The following is a 26,524-nucleotide window of genomic DNA, read 5'->3' as shown; positions in this document are numbered from 1 at the left end:
GGGGACCCACCTGGTCACCCTGCCCCGACGGGGCTCCCTGCGCTCCTGGTGTGGACACACCCGATCGCGCGGCAGTCGCACGGTAGCCGGCTCCCCACCGTCTCGTCGTACGACTCCGGCACTCAACGGCCGTGGAGAATCCTCGGCACCGTCAGCCCACCGGGGCGTATCGCGCCGCCCGGCGTACCCGCGCCGCCCTGGTCTTCCCCGGCCGCCGGCAACTCCCGGAGACCTCATGCCCTGACGGAGCTCCCTCCCGGAGCACGCCTCACTTGCGGCACGGGGAACGATTGCCGGTGAGGGGACGGCTGGTCGCTCAGGGCTGCACTGCATCGAGCGGCAGAACGCGATGGAATCCGATCGAGCCGGTGTTTCCGAGTGACGTGATCGCCTTCAATCGCAGCGCACCGTGACGATGTGCGGCGTCAGCGAACGCCGCGTACAGGCGGCGCCCGATACATGAACTCCTTGCCCTTGCCGACGTTGTCGTGGGCTCGCTCGAGGCAGCGGCGTATTCGCTCTTGGGTTCGTCGACGGCATGCGTGAAGCACTGGTAGGTGGCACTGGAAACCCCGAGAGTGGGGACCTTGGCGTCGTCTTCGCTGAGGCTGTCGCCCGGCTCCGCTACAGGGCTGGGCTCGCTGGTTGCTCTCTGCCAGCCGTTGATCCGGCGCAGGGCACGGGCAGCGTGGGACGGTACACGTGGCGCGCCCTGGGGCATGCCCCACGGCCCCTCAGCGGCGAGACATCGTCGGCCGGTTTTCGTCCCTGTGCTGCAGGGCCCTCCCGCGCCGCGGCCGGAGCGCTGTTCGGTCGCTCAAAGAGCCGGGGGCCGGAAGCCGGGCGGGGGGATGTCGGGCAGGAGGCGGGAGAGATCGAAGACGCCCGGGTCCGCCTCGGCCGCAGTGAGCAGCAGCCACAGCGGCTGAGGACCCAGTCCGGTCACCGTCGTACGGCAGTGCGGGCCGCTTGTCGTGGGGTGGAACAGCAGGTGGAGGCCGGCGACGTCCATGAAGGGCGTGTCGGTCAGGTCCCACAGCAGGTCGGTCACCTGCGGCGGCAGCGCGGCAGCCGCGGCGCGCAGCGGGGGCAGGGTGTCGAAGTCGATCTCTCCGCGCGCGTGGATGCGTGCGGTGGTGCCGTCGATGGTGGTGGTGATGTTCATGCGGACACGCCCCCTTCCGGGGGTTGACGAGCCCAAAGGCGAAACGCCCTTCGGGGGTGTTGCGACGATGGCGGGGGGCCGGGTGCCCAGGGTGGGGGCAACACCCAGCTTCCCCGCAAGACCAGCAGCCAGGGGGCTCCGGTCCGTCTCGTTGTCCGTCCACCGTCGCACAGCGGCGCCCGCCACCACGACTCCCCACGATGAGGATGTTCTGTGAAGCCCGTCACCATCCGAGGCCACCGGCCGGCTGGACAGAACCCGCCCGGGAGTACGCATGAGCGGTTACCGGCTAGAACAACCATGTTCGGGGTGGCGTGCGGACGTTGACCCGGTTCTCATCCCGTCTTCCGGCCGGTCCCACGATCCGGTGCCTGTCGGACGGCCGCGGCCGCACGGCGGGGCGCCGTGAGTGACGCGGCGCGTCCGGAGCCTGCCCGTCCGCGTCGGTCGTGGGCTGACGCGGCACTCGGCCGGGCACCGTCACACCGCGGTGAGGAAAGGAGCGGCACCACCCCGACAACGACGCTCATCACGGTGTGACGGTGTCCGTGCCGCGGGCCGGGCCGCACACAGCACTGTCAGGCTGGTCAAGAAGATGGCGGCCGCGGCGGCTGTACGGGCCGTGGGCCCGCTGCGTGTGAGCATGTCACTCTCCGAGACGCCCCACGGCCACGCGACGCGACACAGAACCGCACGCGTCACCACGGGCTGAGTGGTTGTGGCACCACCCTGCGGAGGTCACACGTGCACCGCACTCCGGGACGTCCGACGGAGTCGTGCAGGAACCGTCAGGAAACATCCGGTCGGCCTCGTCCACTCCGCGGACCTGGGACTCGGTGAGCTCGTCGCCGACGTCGATCGCGAGTGCGGTAAGGGCGATCATCGCCTGCGGCGGACGTGCGGCTGCGCCCACAGACCTCCGGCACAGCCAGAACGACCGCCGGCACATGGAACACCGCGGTGGTCCTCTTCCTCCCTCACTGGCCGTTCTCCATCCGTTCGTGTGCTCGGTCCGGTTCGAACGGAGTCATGGACCAGGTGCGTTGGTCGACGTCGTGGTGTGAAGGAAGGGCCTCCTGGCAGCTCGCGGTTGTCGAGTCCAGCGAGAAGCAGGAGGCCCTGTTGTCGAAGTGTCGCGTGGTCGTGGTCGCCGGGGCCGGTCTGTCCAGCGCACCAGCCCGTCGTCGCCTGCCTGGCCACCGCGCTGCGGGCCGGGTCCCTGGCCGCGGACGCGGTGGCGCTGGAGGCCCACAAGGCGGCCCGGGCTGAAGACGAACCCGCTGTCGCCGAGGTCCCGGCACCGCGGTCGGCCGCCGGCCGGGTGCGGCGACCGTGACGTTCCTGCGCGAGTGGAGGCACAACCATCCTCCGCCGGACACCAGGCCTCTGCTCTCGGTGACCCACTACGACCAGGAACTGTCCAGGTGACCACGCTCGAACTCGAATGACTGCGGACACAACGTCAGCCGTGACAGTGGCGGGGCGGTCGGTTGCACTCGGGGCAGACATGTTGACCTCAAGTGCACTTGAGGGAGGAGTCTGTCGCCATGGACACCAACGAGATGCAGCGACAGTTACAGGCCCTGACCGACCGCGCTGAGATCACCGATCTGATGGACCGCTACCTGCGTTCCCTGGACGACGGGGTTTTCGACGAGGAATGGGCTCGCGCGTTCCACACAGAAGACGTCACCGCGGAGATGCCCATCGGCACCGTCCATGGCCGCGATGCCCTGCTGGCCCATGTCCGGGGAGGAATGGCGCTGTTCGACCGAACCGTGCATCTGGGCACCAACGCCATCATCGAGATCGACGGTGCCCGGGCCACTGTCCGTGGCGCCCAGCTGAGCACCCACGTCCTGGCAGATGGCTCAGGCAGCGTCTTCATCTCCGCCGGCCATGCCGACGCCGAGCTGGTCAGGACGGCTGACGGCTGGCGGATCTCCGCCTCAACACTGCGGGTGGTGTGGACCCAGGGCTCCCCTCCGCAACTGCCGAACGAGTTGGCCCCGGCCCCCTCGGCCTAGGACTGTGCGATCAGTAGAGAACCAGATGACCGGGGCTGCTGTGATGACGGTGCCGAGGAACACATAGCCGCGCTTGTCATGGCGAGTGGCCACGGCGCAGGACTGCCTCAGCCGGTTGATCGCTCGTTCGACGGTGTCGCGCTTCTTGTGCCGCTCTTCGCCGAAGCCGGGTGGCCGTCCGCCGCATGAGCCTTTGCGCAGGCGGGCGGCCCGGCTGTCGGCCTTCTCCGCGATCGTGCGCCGGGTACCACGGCATCGAGGACAGTCGCGGCACGGGCCGTTGCTGTAGCCCTTGTCGGCCACGATGCTGTCCGGCTCCGCGCGCGGCCGACCCGCGGAACACGGGTCTTCCCCAGCACCGTCTAGAACTGGGTGCAGCCCGCCTGCTGCCCGCCGGTGACGACCAGGGACAGCGGGCGGCAGCGGACCACTGCGGTGCGCTCGGCTCGCGCAGGTTCACCTCGGTGTCGTCCTCGCGCGAACCGCCCAGACCGGCCACGACCGGCCCGATCGTGAGGGCCACCCCCGTGGTTCGGTAGTGCGGTACGACGGCCACGGGGCAGGTGACGTGGTGGATCACGGTGGGGGGACCGGGCCGGTACGCGGCGTCCTCGGGGGGTCGGTGAGCCGGTGCCCGACGACGAGCAGTTCCGCTCCGGACGCCGCCTTCGTCAACGCGCTTGCCGGCTTGCCCCGCACCACCGTCGCCAGCACCTCGGCATCGGGGCACCTGTCGCACCACACCCGGAGCACGGCGGAAAGGAAACCGAGCCGTTCGTCGGTCCGCTGCGGATCGCTCACCAGGCCGACTTCGCCGGGGCCCAGGGTGAGCGGGTCGGGCGCGCTCCAGGCACTCAGGACCCTCAGCCGCTTGTGACGCGTGCGGGCCGCCTCGAAGGCGAACTCGATCACCTCGTCGCACGGATCGGTGACATCGACACCGAGCACCACGTCCCGTCGGCCGATGTTCTCGGTGTCCTCGCTCTCCGCGTCGGCCTGCACGCAGCACCAGCAGCTCGGCGTCGCCCGCCGCCTCGACCGGGGCGACGGAGGCCGGCCCCTCGACCTGTTCGCCATACACCCGTACCTCAGGGCACGCGGCGCACACGCGCTCCTCGGCCTGCTGCAGGACGCGCCGCGCCAGGTGCCGCTCGGCCGCGTGGGCGACCTCCGTTCCGCCCCGGCGCGGGCGCCAGTTCCGTGCGTGCAGCAGCCGCAGCGGCCGTCCGCTGCGTACAGCCTCGTGGGCCGCCCACTCGGCGGCTGCCAGGCTCTCGGTGGAACCATCGACTCCGGCGACAACAGGCGAAAGCACGACATCCACCTTCCGTGAGGGCCTCCCCCGCCATCAGCGTCACGCCGGCGGGGCCGCGTACGCAGGGGCCGGCGGGTCCATTCCGACGGCCGTCAGGCCCATCCCCAGGCGGGGCGGACGCGCCGGTCGCCCCAGCCGGGTGACATACGAAACACGGTCCGATCCCCGGGCAGGGAAGCTGACTCCATGACGTCCTCCGTGACAAGGCGGTCCGCCGTCGTTCCCGGGACGATCGCGGTATCCCCGGCCGGTGGGGCGTCCAAAACCTCGGGAGGGTCCTCCACGACCGCCGACGGAACGCTGCCGTCCCTCGGGAAGGCTGCGCGTCTTCTGCGCACCACCGAATCCGCCGTCTCAGGGAACGTGAAGACATTCCGCTCGAGGCCCGCCGCTCCCGAACCGGGTCGACCCGCTCAAGTCGCGTGCATCGGTCACCGGTGACCCGTGCGGAGACAGGGCGCGCTCATGGCCCGTACGGACCGAGGGGTGGCCGGGGCCGCTGCGGCCGCGCGCCCGACCAGCGGGTCCGGCCCCGTTGCACCCGTACTCATACGACCCGATCGTCCTCACAGAGAAAGCCGATCGACCCATCCGGCCTGGTACACGGACCCGGCACGACAGTGGGCACCGTTCCCCTTGCGCACCTCCATCAAGGACTCCCCCTGCGCCTCCATCCCGTTGCCGTTGACGACGGTGGAGCGGCCGGTCGTCCGCGCGTGGCTAGCCCGACCGGCCGACGGAGAGGTGGGCGTCCACGGCGACGACACCGTCGACACCCTGGCAGAGGCCCACGACCACCGGGACGAGACGCGGCCCCGGGACGTGCCCCCGAAGGGTGACGACACCGCCCTGGACCTCGACGGCGACAGTGCCCTCCTCCAGGCCGAGGATGCGCCCCAGGACGTCCTGCTCGACCTCACCGCGGATCTCGGCGTCCGAGCGGATGAAGGCGTCGAGCAGGTCGCTGCGGGTCACGATGCCGGTGAGGAGCCCCTCGTCACTGACCACCGGCAGCTGCTTCACGTGCCGCCTGCGGAGTTCCCGCGCGGCCCGGGGAATCGTCCAGTCGGCGCGGGCGGTGAAGACGGGGCTGCTCATGAGCGCGCCTGCGGTCCGTGCCCGGGCCTTGCTCCAGGCCTGCTCGTCGGTCCCGTCCTGTCCCTGGGGATCAGGCGTACCGGTCTCGTGCCGCAGCACGTCGGACGCGGACACGACGCCGACAAGGGCGCCCTCGTCGTCGACGACCGGTGCCGCGACGATGTCGTTCGCGTCCAGCAGGGCGGCGACCTCCTGGAGTGGTGTGGTGGGGCGGAGGGTGACGACCTCCTCGGTCATCACGTCTCCGACCGTGCGGCGGTGCAGCATGGCAACGGTCTCCTCCGCATCGCGGCGGGGCGGCCGCGGTCGGACCGCCCGGGCGGACGACGTCCGGTGCGTCGACTCGTACACGCCGTCCTCCCTCCCCATGACAACACCGCGCCACTCGGGCGACCAGTGACGTTCGGCCTGGCAGGGAAGGCCGACCGTCCCCAGGACCAGGGGACACGGCCACGCGGCGAGATGCTGCCGGCACCGGGGCACCCGGCCCTCGCGCCTGTCACCGGGACGATCGTTCACTCTTCTGGCCGCTCACTCAGCTTCATCGAGCCGCGGATGCACGATGTCCCGACCGTGCGACCTCACCAGTTCCGGAGCCGACGACCGCCTCGTCATGGGCGACGCTCGGTTCGATGCCGTACGGACGAACCTGCGGGCGGCGACGGGCTGATCACGCCAGCGCTGCCGCCTGCAGCTGCTGATCCGGTTCGGCTACGGCCTCGAGGGCGGCCGTGCGCGGCCGCACCGGATGCGGCTCACCGCGTGGTGCGGACGCCCGTGATCTCGCGTCCGGCGACCGGCTCGGACCCGATGCGTACGAAGCCCCCGTCACGTACGGGCATCCAGGAATGCGAGCCGGTCCACGAGAGTCGTTCGTGCTCCGCGGCATCGGCCACCACGGAGGCCCGGACGGTGACGATCACGCTCCAGCCGGACTGGGCCACCGCGGTGAACTCGTCCACCTCGACCACGACCTCGTCGATGGCGCGTACGTGATCGGAGCCGGCCGCGGTACGGCAGGACGGAGACGTCCTCGCCCGGGGAGAAGCTGACCGGGAGGACCGCGGGCAGCGCCTGCCGGGTGTAGACGACCCGGCCGACCGGCGCCTTGGCCAACGGGCGAAGGCACTCCTGCCGGTCGGGAATGCGAAAGACGTCGTTCTCGGGCATCAGGCCGTCATCGGCGCGGCCGTCCTGCGGCGAGTAGGGCCGGTCGGCCCTACTGCCGTCCCCTGCCCGGCAGCAGACGCCCGCAGCGGGCCGTATGCCGCGGTTCCGATCCTCCTTCCCGCACAGCAGGCCGGCTTCGGAGACGACACCGACAACCCTCTTCTCCGAGTCCGGAAGGTCGGCTGCCTGGTCCGGCGGGACATGGCCCGCACCAGCTCGCTGAGCGGAGCGTCTCAGCCCTCCGGGTACGACGATCACCTGGTGGTGGGCACGCAGTCGTGTGCGCGGGGCCGGGTGCCGACGTCGGGGCAGGCTGCCGTGGCGGCGGACGCCGAGCACGACGGGGGCTGTACCGGCGGAGGTGCCATCCATCAGCGCCGGCACGGGCGCCCACGCCGCCCCGTAGGCGTCGACAGCCACCGGCGGGGACGGCTCCCGCGTCGTGCGGCGTCCACGCGTCCGTACGGCCGGTCATCGGCTGGTCGATCCGAGCAGCAGCCCGGCCCAGGTCCAGAAGCAGTCGAGGCCCCCGCCGTCCCAGCGGCGCACGCGACGGCTCACGGCGGCGGGTCGATTCCGTAAAGGGTGCGCCCGCCGACCAGTTCCCGGCCGGTGACCAGTTCCGGTTCGATCCGCAAGAAGACCTCCACGGGCCAGGGCACCCAGGACCGGGGCCCGGTGCGGACCAGGCGCTCGTGCTCGTCGGGGTCGGACACCACCGAGGCGGGGCCGGTGACGACGACGCTCCAGCCGGAATGCGCCGCGACGTCGACCTCGTCGGCCTCGAAGGCGACCACGGCACCGTCGACGGCGCGAACCAGCTCCGAGGAGGCCGACGTGCGCAGCAGCACGGCACCGCTCTCCTCCAGGAGGAAGTTGACCGGCAGGACGGCGGGCAGAGCGTCGCGCGTGTGCACGATGCGGCCCACGGTCGCCTCGGCCAGGCGGCGCAGGCTCTCCTGCCGGTTCAGTTCGCGGAATCCGTCGTTGCGGTACATCAGCCGGTCGTCTTTCCGTGTGTCGTCCGGTGCGGTCTTCCATCCTTCACGAGTGCGGCGGCCGACGGTGAGGGCCGACCGTCCCCGGCCTGTCGCGGAACGGCCCCCGCCCCGAGGGGACCCTGCGCCCCTCCCCCGGATGCCTGTGCCGCCTTCAGGCCGCACCGAGCCAGAGCCGCACCCAGCAAGCTCTCCCGGCCGATGCCTGTCAGCGCCTCTGGTCCCAGCGGGAACAAGGACCTCGACGATCCTCGTTCTTGCCGCCCGGAGGCGCTTTCTGCTTTTCCGACCGTCTGCCGGACAGCCTGCCTCGTGAAGGCGCGGGGCCAGGGAGAGCCGTCGAAGCAGCGTCTTCCGCTGGACGGGGGCTTGATGGGGCACGGCCTGGGGGAAGAGGGTGGCCATGTGGTGGGTGACGCTGGTCGTAGCGGCCGGGCCCTCGGTCACCAGGCCAGGTCACCGGGCATCACCCCGGCGGCCGGAAGGGAGCGTTCCTCGCCGTCCCGTACGTCTCCGGCGGTGGGGACGCTCATAGTGGACAGGGCCATCACCGCCCGTTCGGCTCGTACCTCCTGCACCACGCCGAGCACCATGGCGCCTACGGTGCCTCGCGCGTCCATGCCGAGCTGCGGGCGAGAGGGCGCAGGATCAACCGCAAGCGCCCGGCCCGGCTGGTGCGGATCAACCGCGTCGTCGGCCGGCACCTGCGGAAGAGGAAACGGACGACGACCGTGGACAGGTGGCTTCGTTGATGTCCACGGACAGCGTCTGTTGACGGGTTCCGACGACAGTTGGTGATCAGCCCAACCCGGGCTGCCGACGAGAGGGGACGGCACCCCTCATGGAGGTGACTGGCGGGTACGCCGTATGGGCCGGCCGCGCCGCCAGCGACAGTCACGTCTGCAGGGGCGGCCGGGCAGACGGTACGGGCACCGTTGTCGTCCAGCGGTCAGGATCACGAGGGAAGAGGGCTCCGGGCTGTCCGTTCGCAGTCGCCGACAGGCGTCCGAGGCGTGCTCCGGTACCGGCGCCTGGCAGTACGGGAGGTCGGTACTCTCCCGGGCATGGGGCTGGACATCACCGTGATAATCGCCGACTGGTCATGGCTGGGTGAGGTTCCGCCCGGCGAGAGGCTGTCGCGGTTGCGGGATGCCTGGTACGCCGACGAGAGCGGGCTGTGGGATCACGACGCGCCGGTGGTCGAAGGCGACTGGGAACGGCCACGAGGGCCCAGCAACTCCTCCTTCGCCGTCTACGAGTTCCAAGGAACCCTCGGTTCGTTCAAGGCGCACTTCTGGGCTGGAGAGCGGTGGGAGGCCGTACGCGACCATGCCGACCCGCTGGTGCGGGCCAGGTTGGACACCTTGCTGCTCGCGCTGATCTGGGGAGGGCTGGACGGTGATGCGGAGCATGTGGATCAGGGCTTCTTCTGCGATGACGCCGCCGTCACCCATGGCGTGCTGCTCGCGAGGTCGCCGGACAGCGTGCGGGAACTGTCAGCGACGTGGGAGGAGGTACGGACCTGGCTCGACGGGTTGCGTGGGGCGTTCGACGAGCATGCCGCCGTGCCCGAGGGCTGGGTCCGCGACTTCGACGAGTTCACCGACCTGCTGGACGGCTGGGGCCGCGTCCTTTCCGAAGCCGCCCGGCGAGGTTGGGGACTCGTGGGGCTGAGCGAGTAGGGCACGACCGGTCGCCTCGCGGGACGTGGCCACGCCGGATCGCTGCGTACGGCTCGCCCTTCGACATCTGCGGCACGACTGGCACGTTTCACCGAGAGCCTCCCGATTCGGCCCTGGCAAGAGCCCGGCGCCTCCCGAACTCACCAACACCACCTGGCCAAAGACCGGGGTGTCTTCCGAACCCATCGACAAGTGACTTCACAGCTGCGGTTCTGGCACATGCTCCGTGAATGGTCTTGGTGGTTCTCGCCGGCAGGAGGCGCGCCTCATGTGGGCTGCACGGAGCATGCGTCACCGGGGTCCGGTGAGGCCGGATTCGAGATCGTTGACGGGATGTGTGCCGGAACTCGAGTACGGGCAGCAGTTGTGCGCCGATTTGGGAGACAGTCAACGCCCGCGTGCGGATCGAAGCGTTCGCGGGTTTCGACAGCACGGATGTGAAGCGGTTGCCCTCAGGGGTGCTGGGGCGTGGCGGCTGGCGGCTGGCGGCTGGCGGCTGGCGGCTGGCGGCTGTTCAAGGTCACCTGCATGTCGAGGACCACACCGCCGCGCCCGCTCGATGTCGAGGCGCTGTTCCCGGAGCTGTCGGCCCACCAGGGCACCACCGCCCGGCTCCATCCGCGTCCCGGCCGACCGGACGTGGCGGACAGCTCCGTGGGGGTCCGCTGCCGTGGCCGACGCCCGACGGACGTCCGCGGGCAGCGGCAGACCCTGGCTTCCTCGCGGCTCCGTGAACCGAACTCCGGTCTCACGGGAGAGGAACGGCAGCTGCTGAAGCAGCTGACTGACGGTTTCGAAATGATCCGCAGCTGCGGTCGAGGGAGATCATGCTGTGAGAGCACGCTGAGCCCCGCAAGCGAACGGAGCCCGCATCGATGGCAGGACTTCCCGGCGCATTCCAGTCGATCACGTTCGCGGCCTGGCGTGACCGTCTTCCTGGGCAGAACCGCGCCTCCGATCGGTACTACGTCACGCTGGCGGAACTCCTCGTGCGCCTCGGGAGCTTTGGGCTCGGCCTCACTTGGAAGGTGCGGATCGACGGCGCTCGACTGGTCACCAGGCTTGCCGAAATCGAGAAGGCTTCCTCCGGTACCGGGATCGGCACCCTGGAGCTACTGGCCCTGGTCGCGCCGGACCTTCAGTTCGTTGACGCGGACTTCGCGGGGTACGCGGACCATGAGCTGAAGGTGGTGCTGCGGGAGTTCGACAGCACGAGTTGGGACCTCTGCACCGCGGACGCCTCGGTGGTCCGGGAGATCCGCCAGCACTTCCCGGACGCGGTACCGACTCCTGAGGACGTTCTCCGGGAGATCCCCTGGCCGGCCAACCGGCGAGAAATCTGATCCAACGCTCCTCCTGGCCGTTTCTGGGCGTTGAACTGTGGGTCCTGCGCTCGGCGATCTTGGTCTGGAGGGTGTCCGGGGGCGCGCTGATCTTGTTCCGGACGACCTGTGGGAGCGGGTGGCCCTGGTGCTGCCGCCTCCTCCCGAACGACGCCACCGCCATCCCGGGCGACTGCGCGTTCCGGGCAGGGCGGCTCTCGTCGGCATCATGTACGTGCTGCGGACCGGCGTCGCCTGGCGCGACGTGCCGGCCGAGGTCGTGGGCTGTTCCGGCGTGACGGCCTGGCGTCGGCTGCGGGTGCAGGGCAGCGGCCGGCGGTGGTGTGATGACCGTGCTGCGCTGACAACGGTCATCCTTACCGCCGCGTCTTACGGCTGAAAGTACTCTGACATCAGACGGCTGACCCGTTCTGGTTGCTTGATGTTCACCAGAGGGAACTCCTCCACCACCGGCTTCAGGTCGACGACCGGGGCCCTGAGGCCGCGTCGAGGCCCATCACCGTCAGTTCGCGGCCGTGAACGGACCTGATGGCGCAGGACGTCACTCCGATGTGGTTCGGTCTACGGGGGCCACGTCCGGCGAAGACGCCGCCGGGTGGGAGGCCGGAGCGGCCGCGGTAGGGGCGGGGTCCACGGTAGTCGTCGTCTTTCGGGAACTGGTCGAAGATGAAGAGGACCTCCACGTGGGAGCACCCCTCCAGACCCTGGAGACAGGTCTCGCCGAAACGCTCGTCGGTGGTGGTCGTGCTGCGGACAGCACCCCCGTTATCCGTGTGCTGGACGTCCGTCCGATTGTTCAGGACTGTACCTATCGGTGTGATCTCGAAGTTCGGCACGGCCGGAGGCTGTCCCCGCCGCACCCGTGCCGACATCGAGGCGGTCGATACCGCCGTGGATCGCACAGACCCCACCCTGCGTACGGCGACGGGCGGGGCGGCCCGCGTACGGGTGACAGGATTCAGGGCGGACGGGAAACCAGGCCGCCCTGCCCCGTCCACCTCCGTCAGGTCACGGTGCACGCCGGCCGGGGAACATCGTTCACGGTGAGGTCGCTGACCACGATCCGGTGGTCCTCGGTGGGCGTATGCAGCCTGCAGCTACGGAAGTTCACGCCCCGGCCGAGGATGTAGTCGAACTTGGCCGCCTCGGTGGGGAACCCGGGTCCGGTCCTCGGGAGGGTCTTGTTGCACCGGGGATCCTTGACCGGCCCACAGAACTGGTCGACGTCCTTGAACCCGGCCTTCCAGATCGGGTCCATGACTTTCGTGACGTGCGGCCGGGTGTTGAAGTCACCGAGAACGAGTGCGCGAGGGTGCGGTCGCGTGGCGGCCGCCAGTTCTCCAGCCTGCAACTTCCGCAGTTCCTCGTGGCCCGGTGCACTGAGGTGCGTGTTGAACACCCGGATCCACTGGCCGTTGAGCTTCGTGGTGAAGGACTGCATGCCACGCGCCTCCGTCCACCCCTCGTCGTCGCTGTAGCCCTTCTTGTTGTGCGCCCTGACCGTGGTGCCCTTGGCGTAGATGATCGCGGTGCCCAGCCGGCCCGGGCACCCGGCGTTCAGGGCGGCCAGTCCACTCCGGTACTCGTACTTGAGCCCCGCTTCGTTGAGTTGCCGAACGGCCTCACGCACTTCGTTCAGGCAGGACTCCTGCAACGCGGCCACCTGTGGCAGGAAGTGCTTGATCTGTTTCGCGATCGCCTTCGGCGTGCCGAGGCCCTGTCCGTTCGTGTTCCATGTCATGAATCGGTTGGCGATCGGCTTCAGGGGTTCCTCGGCGGCGGCAGGCCCGACGTTCGCAGGTCCGGCGTACGCGGGCGTCATGAGCCCTGCCACCAGCGCCATCGACCCGATCAGCCACGCCTTCGTGGCGCGCCGTGCCGTGCGTGCTGTGCTGCTCGGTCTGCTCACGTTTTCTCCTGTTCCTTGTGGGCTCATCACGAACGTAGGAACACCGCCTTGAGAAAACCTTGGAGAGACCCTGGATGCTCGGATCCACGTCCACTGAGTTCAGCACTCAAGGTGACGACGCTGGGCGAGGGAGACCGGTTCTGTGCACGAGTTGGTTCTGACTCGCTTTCCGTGAACCGGTCGCGGTGGGTCATGTGACGTAGCTCAAAGGCTGTGCTTCTGGTGCGCTTCTGGGGCGAGAAAGTCTCGCACCGCGGAGGTGACCAGATCGCGGATGTGCTGCTGGTCCGGAGGTCCATCGTTCAGCAGGTCGAGTGCTCTCACCAGATCAACGACGGGTTGCAGCGCGTCGGGGTGGTCGAGTTCGGTGGAAAACCTCGGCAAGGTCGTCGCTGTCCTGCACACCCTGTGAACAGCAGAGGAAAGAGGGCCGCCCGGCAAGGCGCGGTGGTTCCCGGGCGGCCCCCTTCGCCCACGCCCCGGCGGAACGCCGGAGGGGCACACCCCTGACGGCCCGGGCCGGACGCGGTAGGGGAATCAGCGCCTCTCCGGGTGGAGGGGGGCCGGCTCTCGCCTCGCGCGTCGCCGCGCTCGGTGGGACCGGCGGCGTGCGCACCGCCCGAAGCCGGCATTCGAGAAGGAAGTCCGTCCGCATCAGCGAGAAGCCGTCGATGCGAGACCGCGGTCCCCGGAACTGCCTGCACGATCTACTGTGCCGGAGCGAGGTCTCCGCACTCAGGTGATCACGGTGACCGGATCGGGCAAGACCCTGGTGGCCACCCGAAGTGCCGAAGAGCTCCGTGCGGGCCGCGTGCTGGTGCTCGTGCCCTCCCCTGGGTCTGCTCGCTCAGGCCGAGGCCGCGTGGCGTGAGGGAGGCCGTACAAGCCCGATGATCGGGGTCTCGTCCTTGTGAGGTGAGGAGGCGACCTTCCCTCACGTTCACGGGGTGCCCCGCGGAGTCCGATGGTCGTGGAGGGCCTGTTCGACGGCGTCGAGGCGCCGCCGCTGCCGACGTGCGGTGAGGGGGTTGACCAGGAACCCGCAGGCCACGAGGAGCTGGAAGCAGGCGTACCCGTAGCGGGCGGCGAGGATCTGGATGACGGCGCTCACCAGCCACAGCAGCGCGGCGGCTCCCGTCACCCAGCGCACCCACCGGCGCTGCTGGGTGTCCAGTGTGCGGCGCTGACGTGCGACGATGTCGATCGCGGCGGGGAACTCGGCGGAGTCTTCCGGCAGCTCGCCCCGCTGTACACGGCGCCCCACCCGCAGATACCGGCTCGCGCTCAGTCCGAACTGCGCCGCTCGGCGCCGAATCCACCACCATGCTCCGGCGGTCGCCCCCAGGCCCAGCAGGAGGGAGACCGCGGCGAACAGCAGGCCCTGAGGAACGTCCACTTCGTCCTCCCCGACGACCGCTCCCAGCAGGAAGCCTGCCAATGCCGCTGCCAGCAGTACGGCGAGGAGGATCCCCACCGTACTCGTGCGTCCCGCACCCACGCGCGCCTCACCGGCCGATCCGGACATGCCCAGCCCCCTTCCTCCCTGCTGTGTTCGACCGGCTACCCCCGTCGGCCGCCGGCATCCCCGCTGTCGCGCAGGGACGCGGTGCACGATGACGATGCGTCAGCGTCCCCAGTAGTCGCGGTGTGGCAGTTCGACCCAGGCATCGGGGGGTCCGACCACCCCGCGTGCGTCGGTCGGGCGCAGTCCCGCGAAGGCGCAGGAGTAGGCCACGGCGTTGCCCCGGTAGAGGTACGAGACGAGTACCTCCTCCGGAGTGTCGTGCTCATCCGGTCCCCCGCCCGGATGCAGGTCCCAGCCCTCGACGGTCCCGTCGCGGGCAATGCTGCCCTGGTTGCCGCTCTTGGGGTTGGCGTACAGGCCGTAGCAGACGGTGCCGGTGGACAAGCGGGTCAGGACGCCCGGCATCTGCGGTGCGTAGCCCCAGGGCTGGGTGACGACGCAGCCGCCCGGCACCGAGGTGACACCGACGATCCGCAGGCTTTCGTCGGCGTCGTACTCGTACGGGTCTTCCAGCAGTACGTCGATGACCTCGTCCGCCACCGGCACCGCCTCCAGGCACCGCACCGCCTCGGCCGCGTCGATGCCAGCGACGCAGGCCAGCCCGGTGCCGTCGTAGTAGAACGTGCCCAGTGCCGTGATGAGCCGATGGGCCTCCTGCGCCACCGCACGCTCGGCGTCGGTCAGGCACTCGCCTTCCGGCACCGGGAACAGGTCCGGTGTCGGGCCGGCCAGGGCCAGCCGTCCCGGTGACCAGCCGCCGAGCGACGGGCGCCATGGGTCGGCCCCGGCGGCGGCGAGTGCCCGGGCGTTGTCCGGCTTCCGGGAGACGACGGCCTCCCACAGCGCCGTCACTCCGTTCTCCGTCGCGTCCACGTCCGCGACCCGGCCGGCCAGCTCGGCGACGACCTGCGAGGACCCGAACACCGCCGCGCGGTGCAACGGGCGTCCCCCGCTCCAGTGCTCCGGATCAGCGCCTCCGTCGAGACGCCGGCGGATCTCGGCCGCGTCCGTCCAGTCCCAGCCCATGCCGACCCAGCCGTCGCTTCCCGCCGTCATCGGTCCCCCTCGTGTCACGCGCTCTTTCGCGTGACACGCTCGCACACGGGTCTGACATCCGGAGCACTGAGCGCTTCTCCCCGGCAGGGTGATCGCGTGATCAACCCCGAACACCGGGACGGGGACGGCCGAAGCAGCCAGGATCAGGGGGTCCGAGAGTTCGAGTTCGGGGCATGGGTCAGCAACCAACGGAGCAGAGCCGCGACGCTAACGCCGGAACGCGTCGAACCACTCTCCGCCATCGGCATGCGCTGAGCCTGATTCAGTCCCTGTACTGGCGATGTCGGCCCGCCGGTGAGCGACACCGTTGGCGAATCAGGCAGTTGTGTCCACAGGGTCTGCGGGGCAGGAGGAAGGCTGTGTCGGTTCCGCACTCGTCGGCACCGGGGGCAGCTTGCGCTGTCTGTTGGCCCGGGGTCCTCGTGGGCGAGTGCAAGGCGTGTCCTGGGCCCACAGGCGCCGTGGGCGGTGTACCAACGAGGGCGGGAGGTTCGGGCCTTGTTCGAGGGATTCGAGACCAGTCGGGTCCAGGTCGGTGAAGCATCGATTCTCGTTCGCTACGGTGGGGAAGGGCCTCCGGTGGTACTGCTGCACGGCCACCCCCGGACATCTGCGACGTGGCATCGTGTCGCCCCACTCCTCGTCCGGCGAGGTTTCACCGTGGTCTGTCCCGATCTCCGGGGGTACGGCCGATCCACCGGTCCGGCACCCACCACGGACCACGCCGGGTACTCCAAGCGGGCCGTCGCAGGTGACGTGGTCGAGGTGATGCGCTCCCTCGGCCATGCCAGGTTCGCGCTCGCCGGGCACGACCGCGGAGGCGCTGTCGCGCTGCGTCTTGCACTCGATCATCCCGACGCGGTCTCGCGGGTGGCGCTGATCGATTGTCTGCCCCTCACCGAGCACCTGTCCCGCATCACGGCCGAGTTCGCCACGCAGTGGTGGCACTGGTTCTTCTTCGCCCAGCCGGATGTTCCCGAGCGGGTCATCAACGCCGATCCGGACAGCTGGTACCGCGGCGATCCCCAGAGGATGGGGCAGGAGAACTACGACGAGTGGCGCGCGGCTACGAGAAACCCCGACGTGGTGAGGGCGATGCTGGAGGACTACCGGGCCGGCCTCACCATCGACCGGCGGCACGAGGAGGACGACCGCGCCGCCGGGACACAGATCCAGTGCCCGGCGTTGATCCTGTGGTCGCTGCGGGACGACCTCGAGGACCTGTACGGGGACCCGTTGAAGATCTGGCGGCAGTGGGCCCCAGACGTACGCGGCCACGGCATCGATTCCGGGCACCACGTAGCCGAAGAGGCTCCGGAAGCGCTCGTATCCTCCCTTGCGGGATTCTTCGCCGGACGGCCTGAGTGAGAGGCCGTCTCATTCGGCGAGTCCGCGGTGGCGGACGAGGGTGCGGGCGGCGATGTCGGTCGCACCCGCTCAGCCGGCCGAGGTGTTCCGTGTCGCCTCGCACGCTTCGGCGAGGGCCCGCTGCCCGGGGTCGCCGCCGAACAACTGGATCGTGGTGGCGGTCGGGACGTCATCCCTGCCGACGGTCCGCCCGTCCCCCCTGCGGGTGGACAGGGACCGGAGGGAATCCTCGGGGAACGGGGGCGGGCCGGTTCGCCCGGCATCACCAGGCCTGTCCGGTGCTGTGATCTCCGTTGCAGGGCCTCGTTGCTGATGTCGTAACCTCACGGGCCGTGTCGTACCGGTGCCGTGTACGACATCACCGTGAGACTGAAGCGTGTGGGGTGCTGCTGCTCAGCGCCTCGTCTCGTACCTGGTCAGGACCACGCCGCCGGGAAACGTCCGCGTCTCCACCAGGTTCAGGTTCACCCAGTTGTCCAGCGCGGTGAAGAACGGCGTGCCGCCGCCCACCAGGACCGGATGGGCGGCGATCACGTACTCGTCGATCAGCCCGGCGCGCATGGCCGCCCCGGCGAGCGTTGCGCCGCCGATGTTCATCGGGCCGCCGTCCTCGGCCTTGAGCCGGGTGATCTCGGCGATCGCGTCGCCGGTGACCAGGCGGGTGTTCCAGTCGACCTTGTCGATCGTCGAGGAGAACACCACCTTCGGCGTGTCCCGCCAGTTCCGCGCGAACTCGATCTCCGCCGGGGTGGCGTTGGGCTGCTGGTCGCCGGTAGGCCAGTAGGAGCTCATCGTCTCCCACAGCTTGCGCCCATACAGCGACAGGCCACTCGCCTGCTCGTGGTCGAGCCACCACTGGAACAGCTCGTGGCTCGGCGGTCCGCTCCAGCCGATGTCGTCGCCCGCCGCGGTGATGTAACCGTCCAGGGTCAGGTTCATGCCGTAGATCAGTTTCCGCATGGCCCAGCCTTCCGTCCGTGGGTGTCCGGTGTATGGACCAGCGCGGCGCGGGAAACTCATCGGTCCAGATCGCCTCGCCGTCGTCCTCCGCCGACACCACCGCCACCTCAGGGTCCGACAGGAACAGGAGCTCTTCCAGCCGGAGCAGCACTTCGTCCACGGCTCCGGACTCTCGGGCACGGCACAGCGGGCATAGCGCATCTCAGGACGATCGAGGACAGCCGATACGAAGATCAACGATTGCGGAGCGTGGATGCCCCGCAGAAGCTGTGCCAGGACCCAGGTTCTGACAGCACCGGACCTTCCTGGCCGGCCGAGCGCGGCGGTGGTCTCAGCGCCAGTCGTCGATCACGTACGCGTCGGGGTGGCTGTATCCGGGTTCGTTGGGCCTGTGCATGGTCACGCCCTGCAGCCAGGTGCGGAAACCGCGGTCGATCATGCGCCGGTAGGCATCGGGGCGACCCAGGTTCATTCCGGCGTCCAACTCACCCAGTCCGCGCTCGGCGGCCAGCCGCTCGCACGCGTCGAGCAGTCGCTCGAACCGGTCGGCGGCCTCCGGACCAGGACGTACGGCGCCGAATTTGACGAAGCACACGTCCGTGCCGGCCTCTGACCCGGCTCCGCAGTGGCAGACGGCCAGGCCATCGAGCTCGGAGCCAGCGCCGTGGAGCAGGATGGTGTCGCCGAGTCCCTGCGCGTGCGCGGCCACGATCTCGCGTTCCAGGCTCAGGCCCTCGTACACGGATCCTGTCAGTGCGCGACAGAGGCTCAGCGCGTCGGGCCGCTCGGCGGCGGGCAGTTCGCCGTAGAGCACTCTGCCGGGGACTGCGGCACCGTCTGTGACCTGCTTCTTCATGATGGCTGTGAGGAATCGAGGCCAGAAGCCGTACCGGCGGTAGAGCTCAAGGTGCTTGGCACTGTGGGAGAAGGTGAACAGGCCGAGGTGGCGGTTCCCCCAGGCGTCGAAGCAGCCCATGACCGGCTCCATCAGACGCCTGCCGATGCCCTGGTCCCACAGATCCGGACGCACGGTCAACGGGCCGAAATAACCGACGCTGCCCCAGTTGGTGGCGAAGTTCGATCCGGCGAGCTCGTCCTCGACTGTCGCCGCGAACGCCGCCCGCGGATCTGCCGCCCAGCGGGTGCGGACGTAGTCGACGGTCCCGAAAGGATCGGGGACCCCGAGGAACGTCCCGAAGGCCATCCTGCAGATCTCATCGGCCCGATCCAGGTCCGACTCATCCAGCGGGCGGACTGATACCGGGGCCACTCCGCTTTTGCGCTCCGCTGCTGGTGGGATCATCGCTCTCTCTCCTTCCCACCCCCGTTCCATCGCACCACGGGAGGTGCCTCGCAAGCTAGGCGAACGGTCCGGCGATATACCCGAGGATCGAGGACCAGGCCGGTCTGCCTTGCCTTTCCGGGGGAACCGCGGCAGGCAGCCGACGCCGGCGACCCCATGGCCGCCTGGACCGCCCTCTCCGGCTCCGCACGGTAAGCGGCCCGGGTCGGCTCCTACGAGTGCGGAGGCTGAGGAAAGCCACCCTGCTCGGGATGGGAGTCAGCCGACGGGTGCTGTCCGTTCCCGTGAACATCGCCCTCGCCCCCGGGCGGGCGCCACCCAGAGTGCTGAACGACCGCTGCCGTGATCCGCGAGCAGAACCAGCACAGGGCACGGGCGCATCGAAGCATCCTGGCGGGAGCGAGCACTCAACGCCAAAGAACAACTGGCCCGATTCCAGGACGAGATACTCGCTCAACGGCAGCGGATCGGGGAGCTGATGGGCCAGCTCATGGACTTCGGACAAATGGTTCCCGGCGAACCCGTCCAACGGATCACCACCGGGAACACCACCCTCAAGCGGCGCGTCCAGCAGCTGTCCCAGGAACACGAGCCCTGCGAGGACGGCTCGAAGGCGCACGCTCCAACCTCCGCCTGACCGGCAGGGCGCTTACCGTCCGGACGGCCGGGCTCAGCCGGTTGTCTTGATCGTCTTCATGATGAGGTGGGACGTGTAGCGCAGGACGGCGGGCAGGCCGCTGAGTTTGCCGGTGGCGAAGGCTTCGTAGGCAGCGTGATCGGCGACGGCGACGCGGATGAAGTAGTCGGGGCGGCCGTACATGCGCCGGAACTCGACGACCTCCTCATAGGAGGCGACAGTGGTCTCGAACTCCTCCACGGTTTTGCGGTCGTTCGCGTAGATCTCGACATCGATGAAGACCTCCAGCCCGCGACCGACGGCTTCGGGGTTGATGGCCGCCCGGTAGCCGGTGATGACCCCGGCTTCTTCCAGGCGCTTGACCCGGCGCAGGCACGGCGGTGGGGTCAGCCCGACCCGCTTGGCCAGCTCCACATTGGTCAGCCGACCGTCTTGACTGAGATGAAACAAAATTTCACGGTCTACCGCATCAAGCTGAATTTCATTGCCCACAGGGTGATCATAAGGGCCCAAGAGGAAACCATATAAGGGCAGACCCTTACTAAAATTGCGGCATGGAATCAAGTCCCGCCGTCGTTGAGTGCTCTCGCCCGGCGCTGTCATCTCCTGCGCCGAGGAAACGGTCGGCGGCACGGGCCGCTGCCCGCGACTGTGCGTCCGTGGGCCTGGCTATGATCCCGCTCGGCCTCGCCTTCGGGACACTGGTCGTCCAGTCCGGCCTCGACTGGTGGTGGGCGGGCCTGTCCGCCGCGCTGATCTACGGCGGCTCGTTCGAGTTCCTGCTCATCGGCATGGTCACCGCCGCAGCACCGCTGGTGTCCATAGCCGTGGCCGCGTTCCTGGTGAACGCCCGGCACGTCTTCTACGCCCTGTCCTTCCCCCTGCACCGCGTACGCGGCCGTCTCGGCAAGACGTACAGCACCTTCGCGCTCACCGACGAGGCGTACGCCCTGACCTCCACCGAGCACTCCCGCTCCTGGTCCAGCCCGCGCATCCTGTGGGTCCAGCTGTTCATGCACCTGTACTGGGCCGGCAGTGCGACCGCGGGCGCCCTGCTCGGCGCGCTCGTCCCCGACAGCGTCACCGGTCTGGACTGCGCACTGACCGCCCTGTTCACCGTCCTGGCCCTGGACGCCATCCGCGACCTGCACGGCGACGTCCCCACCCTCGTGCTGGCACCCCTGTCCGCCGTGGCCGCCCGGCTGGTCTTCCCCGACCAGATGCTCCTGGCCGCCTTCGCCCTGTTCACCACCGGGCTCCTGGCCCGCCACCTCGCCACCGGCAGGAAGCACCGCCATGCCTGACCCCCGCTACGCCATCGCCGCGGTCCTCGTCGCCGCCGCCGTCACCTGGGCCCTGCGCGCCCTGCCCTTCGCCGCCCTCGCCCCCCTGCGCGAAAGCGGCACCGTCCAGTACCTCGGCACCCGCGTGCCCGCCGGCGTCATGGTGATCCTGGTCGTCTACTGCCTGCACGACCTGCCCGTCACCGAAGCCCGCGCCGCGGCCCCGCTCGCCGCACTGGCCGTCACCGTCGCCCTGCACCTGTGGCGCCGCAACGCCCTGCTGAGCATCCTCGGCGGCACCGCCGTCCACGTGACGCTCGCCAGTACCGTCTTCGCCCACTGAGAAGGACACCCCCGTTGAGCACCGGCAGCTACTTCGAGCCCATCGGCGAACGCCGCTACGGGCCCACCGCACACGCCAGCGGGGCATGGGACCCGACGAACGGCACTTCAGCCCGCTGGGCGCGAGGCGCGGCGTGAGGTGGGCCCCGCTTCGCGTGTGCCAGGGTTTCCTGATCTGCGGGATTCCGGGATCGGCGATCCGGGCTGTGTTCTGGTTCCGGGTGCGATCCATGGCGGTGAGCTTGTTGCGTGCGGCTTCGAGGCTCACGCGAAGGCCTTCTTCTCCGCCGAGCCAGCCGTTGAGCTTGGCCTCTGCGGTGCGCTCGGTCAGGCTGCGGGTGATCTCGATCAGTCGCGTCCGTTGAGTGGGGCCGACTCGAAGCATGGGGTGGCGGATGCAGGCGTGTTCGTGTTTGCAGGGCGTTCCGCAGGGCCGTCCGCAGGGATCGTCATTGACCGAGGAAGGAACGGTAGGAACGGACCAGGTCTTCCCGGAAGACCGTTGATGGTGGACTCGGGTATTGGAACTGCCTGAGTGCCCCCGGTCCGGGGCCCATGGGCCGCCGGACCGCGGTGCGAGTCGCCGTGCGTGGCCGTGCCGGGAACCGGTCAGACCTGCTCGAAGTGGAACGCCTTGATGAAGCAGTCGCGGGGCTGGGCGACGGCGAAGAGGATGCACTCCACGAGTGACTGCGCGGTGAGGGCATCCTTGGCCTCGCGCGGTGTGGTCTCCCACTCCTCGGAGAGCGGGTCAGGATTGTCGAAGTCGGGCGGGTAGAGGGAGATCACCCGGACCCCCTGGGGCCTCAGGCGCTTGGAGAGGATCTCGGCGAACCCTGCCTGGGCGCTCTTGGCCGCGTAGAACGCGTCGTGTGCGTCCGAGCGGTGATGACCGGCTGTTCCACAGGCGGAAACCATGGTCACCACGTCCGGCTTATACGAGTTGAGGAGAAGAGGGAGGAAGTTCTTCACGGTCAGGACGGTGCCGGTGGCGCCGGATGCGATGGTGTCGACGACGTCGGCGTCGGAGGCGGATGGGAGGTCTGGTCCTTCGAGGTAGCGGGACCCGTTGTTGATCAGCAGGTCAATGCGGTCGGTGTGCCGGGCGACGCCGGCAGCGAAGTCGCGGATCGAGGCCTGGTCCGTCAGGTCGCAGGCGAAGGCGTGGACCTGCTGGTGCCCTCGGCCGCGCATCTCGTCGCGGACACGTTCAGCGGCGGCGAGAGTGCGCGCGGAAAGGAAGACCTCGGCGCCGAGGTCCGCGAGACGGATGGCCAGAGTGCGTCCGAAATCGCGGCCGGCGGCGGTGATGACCACACGGTGATCGTCGAATCTCATGTCAGTGCTCCTGGTGCGTAGAGGCGGGGTTGTGGTGAGGTGCAGCGGGGGGGGGCACGGTCCCGGCGTGTGCAGCCGTTCGGCTTGTCCACAGGTGGGACAGGGGCGCCGGAGCTCGGCGTCCGGCGTGGTGCAGGGGCCGCAGAAGGGAGCGTCGGCGGTGCCGGAGTGGATGCCGCGCATTCGTCCGCAGACGGTGCAGTGAGCTTGGCGCCTGTCACAGCCGCCGCAGCGGGGCAGGCCGGTGAGTTTCGAGAGCGTGCAAGGCGCGGTGCGACCGCAGATCGGACGGAGCAGGATGGGCAGGGGACGGCAGTTCGGGCAGATCGGCCCGTCCCCGGTGCGGGAGTCGACCATGCGTGACTCGCCGCAGGTGATGCAGGTCTCCAGGTGCGCCGGGTCCCTGACCAGGCAGCCCGGACACAGTGGTCGCCCCTCGGCCTCGCGGGTGGCCGGCTCGCGCCGGGCGCCGCAGCGTACGCATTCTTCGAAGCGGGACTTGGCGATGCGGTTGCGGCAGACCCGCTGCCCGTCCAGTGGCTTGTCGATGCGGACCAGCCGGTGGCAGCGAGGGCAGGCGGGCCGGACGATTCCGGCGACCCCGGCCTCGTGCAGCAGGTCGACGAACCGCAGGATGGCACGGTGCTGCGCCAGGCAACCCTCCCCGGTCAGCAGGCGAGGGTTGTCCTCCAGAGCCCAGACCGCTCTCTGGCGATGGTGAGGACGGTGGGGCGCCGACCGGCGGAGGGCCTCGGCGACCGCATCGTGGTCGGCGCCCGGGGCGATCGCGGTGATCAGTTCGTGGACGACCGCGGCAGGATCACGGTCGTCGGTGTCGGGACGCATCGAACAGCGCGCCGGGCCCCTGCGGTCCCGGGAGCTGACGCGTCGGACGTTTCCGCAGACGGTGCACTCGGCGGTCTCCTGCCCGCAGACCGAGCAGCGCCAGTCCTGCTCCTCGCGCTGGAGGGTGCGCAGCTGCTTGCCGCACTCCGCGCAGACCGGTGCCGCGATCGCCGGGGCGCCGGCCTTGCGGAACTCGATGAGCAGATCGCCGATCATCCGGGGTGCCGGGGACCGGCCGTCGGTCAGGGCGGCGAACCGCACCGCCAGGGCCCTGGCCACCTGTCGTGACCTCGCTCGGCCGTCCGCGACCGCGGTGACCACGGTCCGGATCGTCACGACGCCGAGTTCCTCCTCGGCATCGGTGACGAGGCCTGTGATCAGGCCGATCGGGTCCGCGACGGCGCGATCCAGCTGGTCAGTCGTGGTCAAGGCCGGTCGACCCCTCTGATCCGAGCACGCTTCGGACGCAGTCCGCCGAGCCCCTCCGACCCGCGCGCCGAGCCGCCGGCGGCTGCCCTCTTCGGCTTCTTCACGGCCCCGGCCGCCGCAGGGAGCTCGATGAGGTCGTCCATGGTGCAGTCGAGGATGTCGAGCAGGGCCACAGGGTTTTTCAGGCTCAGTCGCTCCGGTCGCTCGACGACGAGCCGGCAGACCTGGCTCGTGGACAGCGTGATGCCGCGTTCGGCGAGCGGAGGGAGGAGGTCGCTGGTGGAGAACATCCCGCGGTCGGCCGTGACCTTGCGCAGGTGCCAGTGGTAGTCGGGCTTGGCGGCCATCGCCGGATCCCTCCTGTCTGGCCCCGTCGAACGCCGGGGCCAGTTCCTTGTACAGGGAAGTGTTCGCGAAGTCATCGCTGACGTGCGTGTAGACGGCCAGAGAACTGCCGCACTCGTGGCCGACCTGCTGCTGGACGAAGCACCGGTCCACCCCGTCCTCGGTCAGGTCCGTGACATACGAGTGCCTTGTGTCCGCAGAGGCCGTGTGCGGGTGACTTCGTGTGACCATCGAGCAGGTCCGCTGCCGGAACCGCGTTCGCGACGGTGCCAGCGGCGCGTGTTGCATCCCAGCCCTGCCGGCGTGACGCAGCTCACTGCCTTGCTCATGGCGGTGGAACCGCCGGGCCGTGCGCGTCCGCTGTGGCAGGGTCGGACCATGCCCTTTGATCACAACGACCACTATCACCGTCTGCTGTTGCGTCAGGTGCCGCGGAATTGCGGTGTGGCCCTGGACGTCGGCTGCGGGACCGGCCGGTTCGCTCGTCGGCTCGCTCACCTGGGCATAGAGGTCGATGCGATTGACTCGTCGGAGGAGGCCATCGCGCAGGCCCGCGCGCTGTCGGGGCGGATAGCCGGTGACCGGAGCCCACGCTTCCAGCACGCGAACGTCACCGAAGTCGAACTGCCCAAGGCTCACTACGACTTCATATCGTGCCTCGCCAGCATCCATCACATGCCGTTCGACACCGTCGCCGCACTGCGTGACGCACTCGCGCCCGGCGGCGTACTCGTGATCTTGGGCTGCTATCCGGAGAAGACCCGGCTCGACTGGGCTTGGAGCCTGGCGGCCGTGCCCGTCAACGCCGTCGCCAGGCTGACCGTCGCCTTGAAGGACAGGCTCCGCCCTGCCGCCGCTGCGACCGGTCGAGAACAGGTGAAAGCGCCGGTGAGCCAGCCGGCCGTTCCCCTGCTGCAGATCCGTCGGGAGGCCGCGGTCCTGCTGCCTGGATGCAGCATCCGCAGGCTCCTCTTCTGGCGCTATCTGCTCGTCTTTCGCAACAGCGGCTGACGGGACCGCCGCCCGTACCCGCCTCGACTGCAGGTCCCGATCACTGTGGTTCGTGGTGCTGGGAGGCGGCTGACCCGGCTTGTTCCGGCTGCGGCCTCGCGGAGCCGGACGATCTCCTCGTGCTGTGCGGCGAGCCGGGCCAGGGTCTGGGTGCGGAGGTTCTTGAGCTCACCGATCGTCTGCTCCGATGGGGTCAGCCGTTCCCCGAGCTCGGCGTTCTCCGCCTTGAGACGGGTGATCTGAGCCTCACGGGGGTCGGGATATCGCCAGCCTGCTGCAGGACTTGGAGACGTCGCTCGAACTCGGTGCGGAGGTGAGCGTAACGACCTCGTGCACGGTAGGCGGTGAGACGCCGGGCTCCTGATCGTCGATCATGGTCCTGTGGTGGGGAACACGTCTCGTGCAGCGATCACCAGCGACCGGAGGATCACGGGCCTGTCGGCTGATGTGATCGCTGAACCCGCTGCCGGGACAGGTCCGTTGTGGCACGAACGGCATCAGACCAGGCTTGCCTCCAGGCTCCGGAAGCGGGCGATCGGTGCCGGCACGAAGCACCGGCTGGTCTTCGTCGACCGGTTCCTGGCCACCCTCGTACACCTCCGACACGGAGTCACGCACGACGTGCTCGCCTGCTGGTTCGGCGTGGACCGCTCCACCGTCACCCGCGCCATCGGCGAGGTGCGGCCCCTGTTCGCCGAGCGAGGATGCACGATGAGCCCTGGCCTTCGGCTACGGCCCCTGGCCGAGGTCGTCGACCACCTCGGCACCAGCGGGAAGCCCGGCATTTCGACGGCACCGAGATCCGGGTCCGCCGGCCGGACGCCGGGACCGGGACAGGTTCGTCCCCGGCAAGAGCAAGCAGAACGCGGTCAAGACCACGGTCGTCACGGACGGCGACGGCCGCGTGTTCTTCTGCAGCCCGACCAGGCCCGGCAGCTGCGCGGACACCAACCACGCCCGCCGGCTCGGGCTGGTAGAGCTCCTGACCGACGCATCCGCGTCGAGCACGGCGTCGCCCACTTGAAAAACTGGCGGGCCCTGATCCGCCACCTCGGCCGCCGCGAACACATGAGCCACGTCGTCCAGGCCGTCGCCAGCCTGCTCCCGCACCAGCAGACCGCGGACCTGGCGTCGGCACGACGGACGTGAACACCGAGCCCTACCGCCGTCCTCGGCGCCTCACCGCCCACCGTGCACGAGGTCGTTAGTGCAGGAAACACGTTTTTCCCGGGCCAGAGGGCTGCTTCGAGGGATTCACCGATGCCAGAGGAACGATACGCAGCCGCTGACACTGGAACGGCACTTCGCACACGGGACCGCGCGGAGGCCCCGGCGACGCGCAGCAGGCTGAGCGGCGCCGCGGTCCTCGGCCGT

At 69.5% G+C, this 26,524-nt stretch carries 27 protein-coding genes and 5 pseudogenes; 16 read left to right on the top strand and 16 right to left on the bottom strand.

Annotated features, from left to right (window positions below; translation table 11 throughout):
• Window positions 1-817: 817 nt before the first annotated feature.
• The gene (locus FHS37_RS17300; RefSeq protein ID WP_184822022.1) at window positions 818-1,165 is read right to left on the bottom strand and encodes an STAS domain-containing protein; all 348 of its coding nucleotides are present in this window, start codon (window positions 1,163-1,165) and stop codon (window positions 818-820) included.
• A gap of 1,547 nt (window positions 1,166-2,712) precedes the next feature.
• On the opposite strand from FHS37_RS17300, the gene FHS37_RS17295 reads away from it, so the two are divergent.
• A complete protein-coding gene (locus FHS37_RS17295) occupies window positions 2,713-3,192 on the top strand; it encodes a nuclear transport factor 2 family protein (protein ID WP_184822020.1) in 480 nt (159 codons plus the stop codon).
• Between the two features lie 576 nt (window positions 3,193-3,768).
• Here FHS37_RS17295 and FHS37_RS40780 read toward each other — a convergent pair.
• From FHS37_RS40780 to FHS37_RS17270, 6 genes and pseudogenes are all read right to left on the bottom strand, one after another.
• A complete protein-coding gene (locus tag FHS37_RS40780; protein ID WP_229890032.1) occupies window positions 3,769-4,194 on the bottom strand; it encodes a universal stress protein in 426 nt (141 codons plus the stop codon).
• Window positions 4,195-4,237: 43 nt separating this feature from the next.
• A pseudogene (locus FHS37_RS40775) lies at window positions 4,238-4,507 on the bottom strand (universal stress protein); the annotation flags it as partial.
• 720 nt (window positions 4,508-5,227) lie between these two features.
• Window positions 5,228-5,872, bottom strand: coding sequence for a CBS domain-containing protein (locus tag FHS37_RS17285; RefSeq protein WP_184822018.1), 645 nt, complete (start codon window positions 5,870-5,872; stop codon window positions 5,228-5,230).
• Window positions 5,873-6,360: 488 nt separating this feature from the next.
• A pseudogene (locus FHS37_RS17280) lies at window positions 6,361-6,775 on the bottom strand (pyridoxamine 5'-phosphate oxidase family protein).
• 557 nt (window positions 6,776-7,332) lie between these two features.
• A complete protein-coding gene (locus tag FHS37_RS17275; protein WP_184822016.1) occupies window positions 7,333-7,773 on the bottom strand; it encodes a pyridoxamine 5'-phosphate oxidase family protein in 441 nt (146 codons plus the stop codon).
• A gap of 443 nt (window positions 7,774-8,216) precedes the next feature.
• Window positions 8,217-8,366: a hypothetical protein gene (locus FHS37_RS17270; RefSeq protein WP_184822210.1), complete on the bottom strand. Its 150-nt coding sequence runs from the start codon at window positions 8,364-8,366 to the stop codon at window positions 8,217-8,219.
• Between FHS37_RS17270 and FHS37_RS17265 the strand changes: the two are divergent.
• From FHS37_RS17265 to FHS37_RS17250, 4 genes and pseudogenes are all read left to right on the top strand, one after another.
• Window positions 8,352-8,513, top strand: a pseudogene (locus FHS37_RS17265) (IS3 family transposase); the annotation flags it as partial. The gene FHS37_RS17270 and the pseudogene FHS37_RS17265 sit on opposite strands and share 15 nt — an antisense overlap.
• Before the next feature lie 324 nt (window positions 8,514-8,837).
• Window positions 8,838-9,455, top strand: coding sequence for a hypothetical protein (locus FHS37_RS17260; protein ID WP_184822014.1), 618 nt, complete (start codon window positions 8,838-8,840; stop codon window positions 9,453-9,455).
• 875 nt (window positions 9,456-10,330) lie between these two features.
• Window positions 10,331-10,798: a hypothetical protein gene (locus FHS37_RS17255; protein ID WP_184822012.1), complete on the top strand. Its 468-nt coding sequence runs from the start codon at window positions 10,331-10,333 to the stop codon at window positions 10,796-10,798.
• Between the two features lie 64 nt (window positions 10,799-10,862).
• Window positions 10,863-11,096, top strand: a pseudogene (locus tag FHS37_RS17250) (transposase); the annotation flags it as partial.
• A gap of 157 nt (window positions 11,097-11,253) precedes the next feature.
• Here FHS37_RS17250 and FHS37_RS17245 read toward each other — a convergent pair.
• Window positions 11,254-11,634 carry a TrmO family methyltransferase domain-containing protein gene (locus tag FHS37_RS17245; protein ID WP_229890025.1) on the bottom strand — a complete coding sequence of 127 codons (381 nt, stop codon included), beginning with the start codon at window positions 11,632-11,634 and terminating at the stop codon, window positions 11,254-11,256.
• A 167-nt stretch (window positions 11,635-11,801) separates the two neighbouring features.
• A complete protein-coding gene (locus FHS37_RS17240; protein WP_184822010.1) occupies window positions 11,802-12,641 on the bottom strand; it encodes an endonuclease/exonuclease/phosphatase family protein in 840 nt (279 codons plus the stop codon).
• Window positions 12,642-13,401: 760 nt separating this feature from the next.
• Between FHS37_RS17240 and FHS37_RS17235 the strand changes: the two genes are divergently transcribed.
• Complete coding sequence (locus FHS37_RS17235; protein WP_390622713.1) at window positions 13,402-13,578, top strand: DEAD/DEAH box helicase family protein; 177 nt, start codon at window positions 13,402-13,404, stop codon at window positions 13,576-13,578.
• Between the two features lie 69 nt (window positions 13,579-13,647).
• On the opposite strand, the gene FHS37_RS17230 is transcribed toward FHS37_RS17235, so the two are convergent.
• Together FHS37_RS17230 and FHS37_RS17225 are read right to left on the bottom strand one after the other, a co-directional pair.
• Window positions 13,648-14,232, bottom strand: coding sequence for a hypothetical protein (locus FHS37_RS17230; protein ID WP_184822008.1), 585 nt, complete (start codon window positions 14,230-14,232; stop codon window positions 13,648-13,650).
• A gap of 99 nt (window positions 14,233-14,331) precedes the next feature.
• The gene (locus FHS37_RS17225) at window positions 14,332-15,288 is read right to left on the bottom strand and encodes an ankyrin repeat domain-containing protein (RefSeq protein WP_184822006.1); all 957 of its coding nucleotides are present in this window, start codon (window positions 15,286-15,288) and stop codon (window positions 14,332-14,334) included.
• On the opposite strand from FHS37_RS17225, the gene FHS37_RS41395 reads away from it, so the two are divergent.
• Window positions 15,190-15,543: a helicase associated domain-containing protein gene (locus tag FHS37_RS41395; RefSeq protein ID WP_511256442.1), complete on the top strand. Its 354-nt coding sequence runs from the start codon at window positions 15,190-15,192 to the stop codon at window positions 15,541-15,543. The two genes, FHS37_RS17225 and FHS37_RS41395, sit on opposite strands and share 99 nt — an antisense overlap.
• 243 nt (window positions 15,544-15,786) lie before the next feature.
• Window positions 15,787-16,656: an alpha/beta fold hydrolase gene (locus FHS37_RS17220; protein WP_184822004.1), complete on the top strand. Its 870-nt coding sequence runs from the start codon at window positions 15,787-15,789 to the stop codon at window positions 16,654-16,656.
• Between the two features lie 393 nt (window positions 16,657-17,049).
• Here FHS37_RS17220 and FHS37_RS17215 read toward each other — a convergent pair whose 3' ends face one another.
• Together FHS37_RS17215 and FHS37_RS17210 are read right to left on the bottom strand one after the other, a co-directional pair.
• Window positions 17,050-17,616, bottom strand: a complete 567-nt coding sequence (locus FHS37_RS17215; RefSeq protein ID WP_184822001.1) for a dihydrofolate reductase family protein — start codon at window positions 17,614-17,616, stop codon at window positions 17,050-17,052.
• Between the two features lie 331 nt (window positions 17,617-17,947).
• Complete coding sequence (locus FHS37_RS17210) at window positions 17,948-18,919, bottom strand: GNAT family N-acetyltransferase (protein WP_184821999.1); 972 nt, start codon at window positions 18,917-18,919, stop codon at window positions 17,948-17,950.
• A 478-nt stretch (window positions 18,920-19,397) separates the two neighbouring features.
• On the opposite strand from FHS37_RS17210, the gene FHS37_RS17205 reads away from it, so the two are divergent.
• A complete protein-coding gene (locus tag FHS37_RS17205; protein ID WP_184821997.1) occupies window positions 19,398-19,556 on the top strand; it encodes a hypothetical protein in 159 nt (52 codons plus the stop codon).
• A 33-nt stretch (window positions 19,557-19,589) separates the two neighbouring features.
• Here FHS37_RS17205 and FHS37_RS17200 read toward each other — a convergent pair whose 3' ends face one another.
• A complete protein-coding gene (locus FHS37_RS17200; protein ID WP_184821996.1) occupies window positions 19,590-20,048 on the bottom strand; it encodes an Lrp/AsnC family transcriptional regulator in 459 nt (152 codons plus the stop codon).
• A gap of 167 nt (window positions 20,049-20,215) precedes the next feature.
• Between FHS37_RS17200 and FHS37_RS17195 the strand changes: the two genes are divergently transcribed.
• From FHS37_RS17195 to FHS37_RS40520, 3 genes are read left to right on the top strand one after another with little or no spacing between them, the layout of a single operon-like run.
• Entirely contained in the window at window positions 20,216-20,860 is a 645-nt protein-coding gene (locus FHS37_RS17195) for an AzlC family ABC transporter permease (protein WP_229890024.1), read from the top strand.
• The gene (locus FHS37_RS17190) at window positions 20,853-21,182 is read left to right on the top strand and encodes a branched-chain amino acid transport AzlD family protein (RefSeq protein WP_184821992.1); all 330 of its coding nucleotides are present in this window, start codon (window positions 20,853-20,855) and stop codon (window positions 21,180-21,182) included. The genes FHS37_RS17195 and FHS37_RS17190 overlap by 8 nt, the downstream gene beginning before the upstream one ends.
• Window positions 21,183-21,196: 14 nt before the next feature.
• On the top strand, window positions 21,197-21,319 hold the full coding sequence (locus FHS37_RS40520) for a hypothetical protein (protein ID WP_268254596.1): 123 nt from the start codon (window positions 21,197-21,199) through the stop codon (window positions 21,317-21,319).
• Window positions 21,320-21,790: 471 nt separating this feature from the next.
• Here the strand turns inward: FHS37_RS40520 and FHS37_RS17180 are convergent, their stop codons facing one another.
• Both FHS37_RS17180 and FHS37_RS17175 read right to left on the bottom strand, forming a co-directional pair.
• On the bottom strand, window positions 21,791-22,519 hold the full coding sequence (locus FHS37_RS17180; protein ID WP_184822186.1) for an SDR family oxidoreductase: 729 nt from the start codon (window positions 22,517-22,519) through the stop codon (window positions 21,791-21,793).
• A 1,271-nt stretch (window positions 22,520-23,790) separates the two neighbouring features.
• The gene (locus tag FHS37_RS17175; RefSeq protein ID WP_184821990.1) at window positions 23,791-24,141 is read right to left on the bottom strand and encodes a helix-turn-helix domain-containing protein; all 351 of its coding nucleotides are present in this window, start codon (window positions 24,139-24,141) and stop codon (window positions 23,791-23,793) included.
• Between the two features lie 376 nt (window positions 24,142-24,517).
• On the opposite strand from FHS37_RS17175, the gene FHS37_RS17170 reads away from it, so the two are divergent.
• From FHS37_RS17170 to FHS37_RS40515, 4 genes and pseudogenes are all read left to right on the top strand, one after another.
• Window positions 24,518-25,150, top strand: a complete 633-nt coding sequence (locus FHS37_RS17170; protein ID WP_221499940.1) for a class I SAM-dependent methyltransferase — start codon at window positions 24,518-24,520, stop codon at window positions 25,148-25,150.
• Between the two features lie 381 nt (window positions 25,151-25,531).
• A pseudogene (locus FHS37_RS40770) lies at window positions 25,532-25,846 on the top strand (helix-turn-helix domain-containing protein); the annotation flags it as partial.
• 22 nt (window positions 25,847-25,868) lie between these two features.
• Window positions 25,869-26,174: a transposase family protein gene (locus FHS37_RS41110; RefSeq protein WP_373304311.1), complete on the top strand. Its 306-nt coding sequence runs from the start codon at window positions 25,869-25,871 to the stop codon at window positions 26,172-26,174.
• Complete coding sequence (locus FHS37_RS40515; RefSeq protein ID WP_268254597.1) at window positions 26,171-26,299, top strand: hypothetical protein; 129 nt, start codon at window positions 26,171-26,173, stop codon at window positions 26,297-26,299. Before FHS37_RS41110 ends, FHS37_RS40515 begins: the two co-directional genes overlap by 4 nt.
• Window positions 26,300-26,524 lie beyond the last annotated feature (225 nt).

The sequence above is a fragment of the Streptomyces griseomycini genome, from assembly GCF_014203535.1.
Lineage (GTDB): Bacteria > Actinomycetota > Actinomycetes > Streptomycetales > Streptomycetaceae > Streptomyces > Streptomyces griseomycini.
This window is presented reverse-complemented; position numbering and strand designations above follow the sequence as displayed.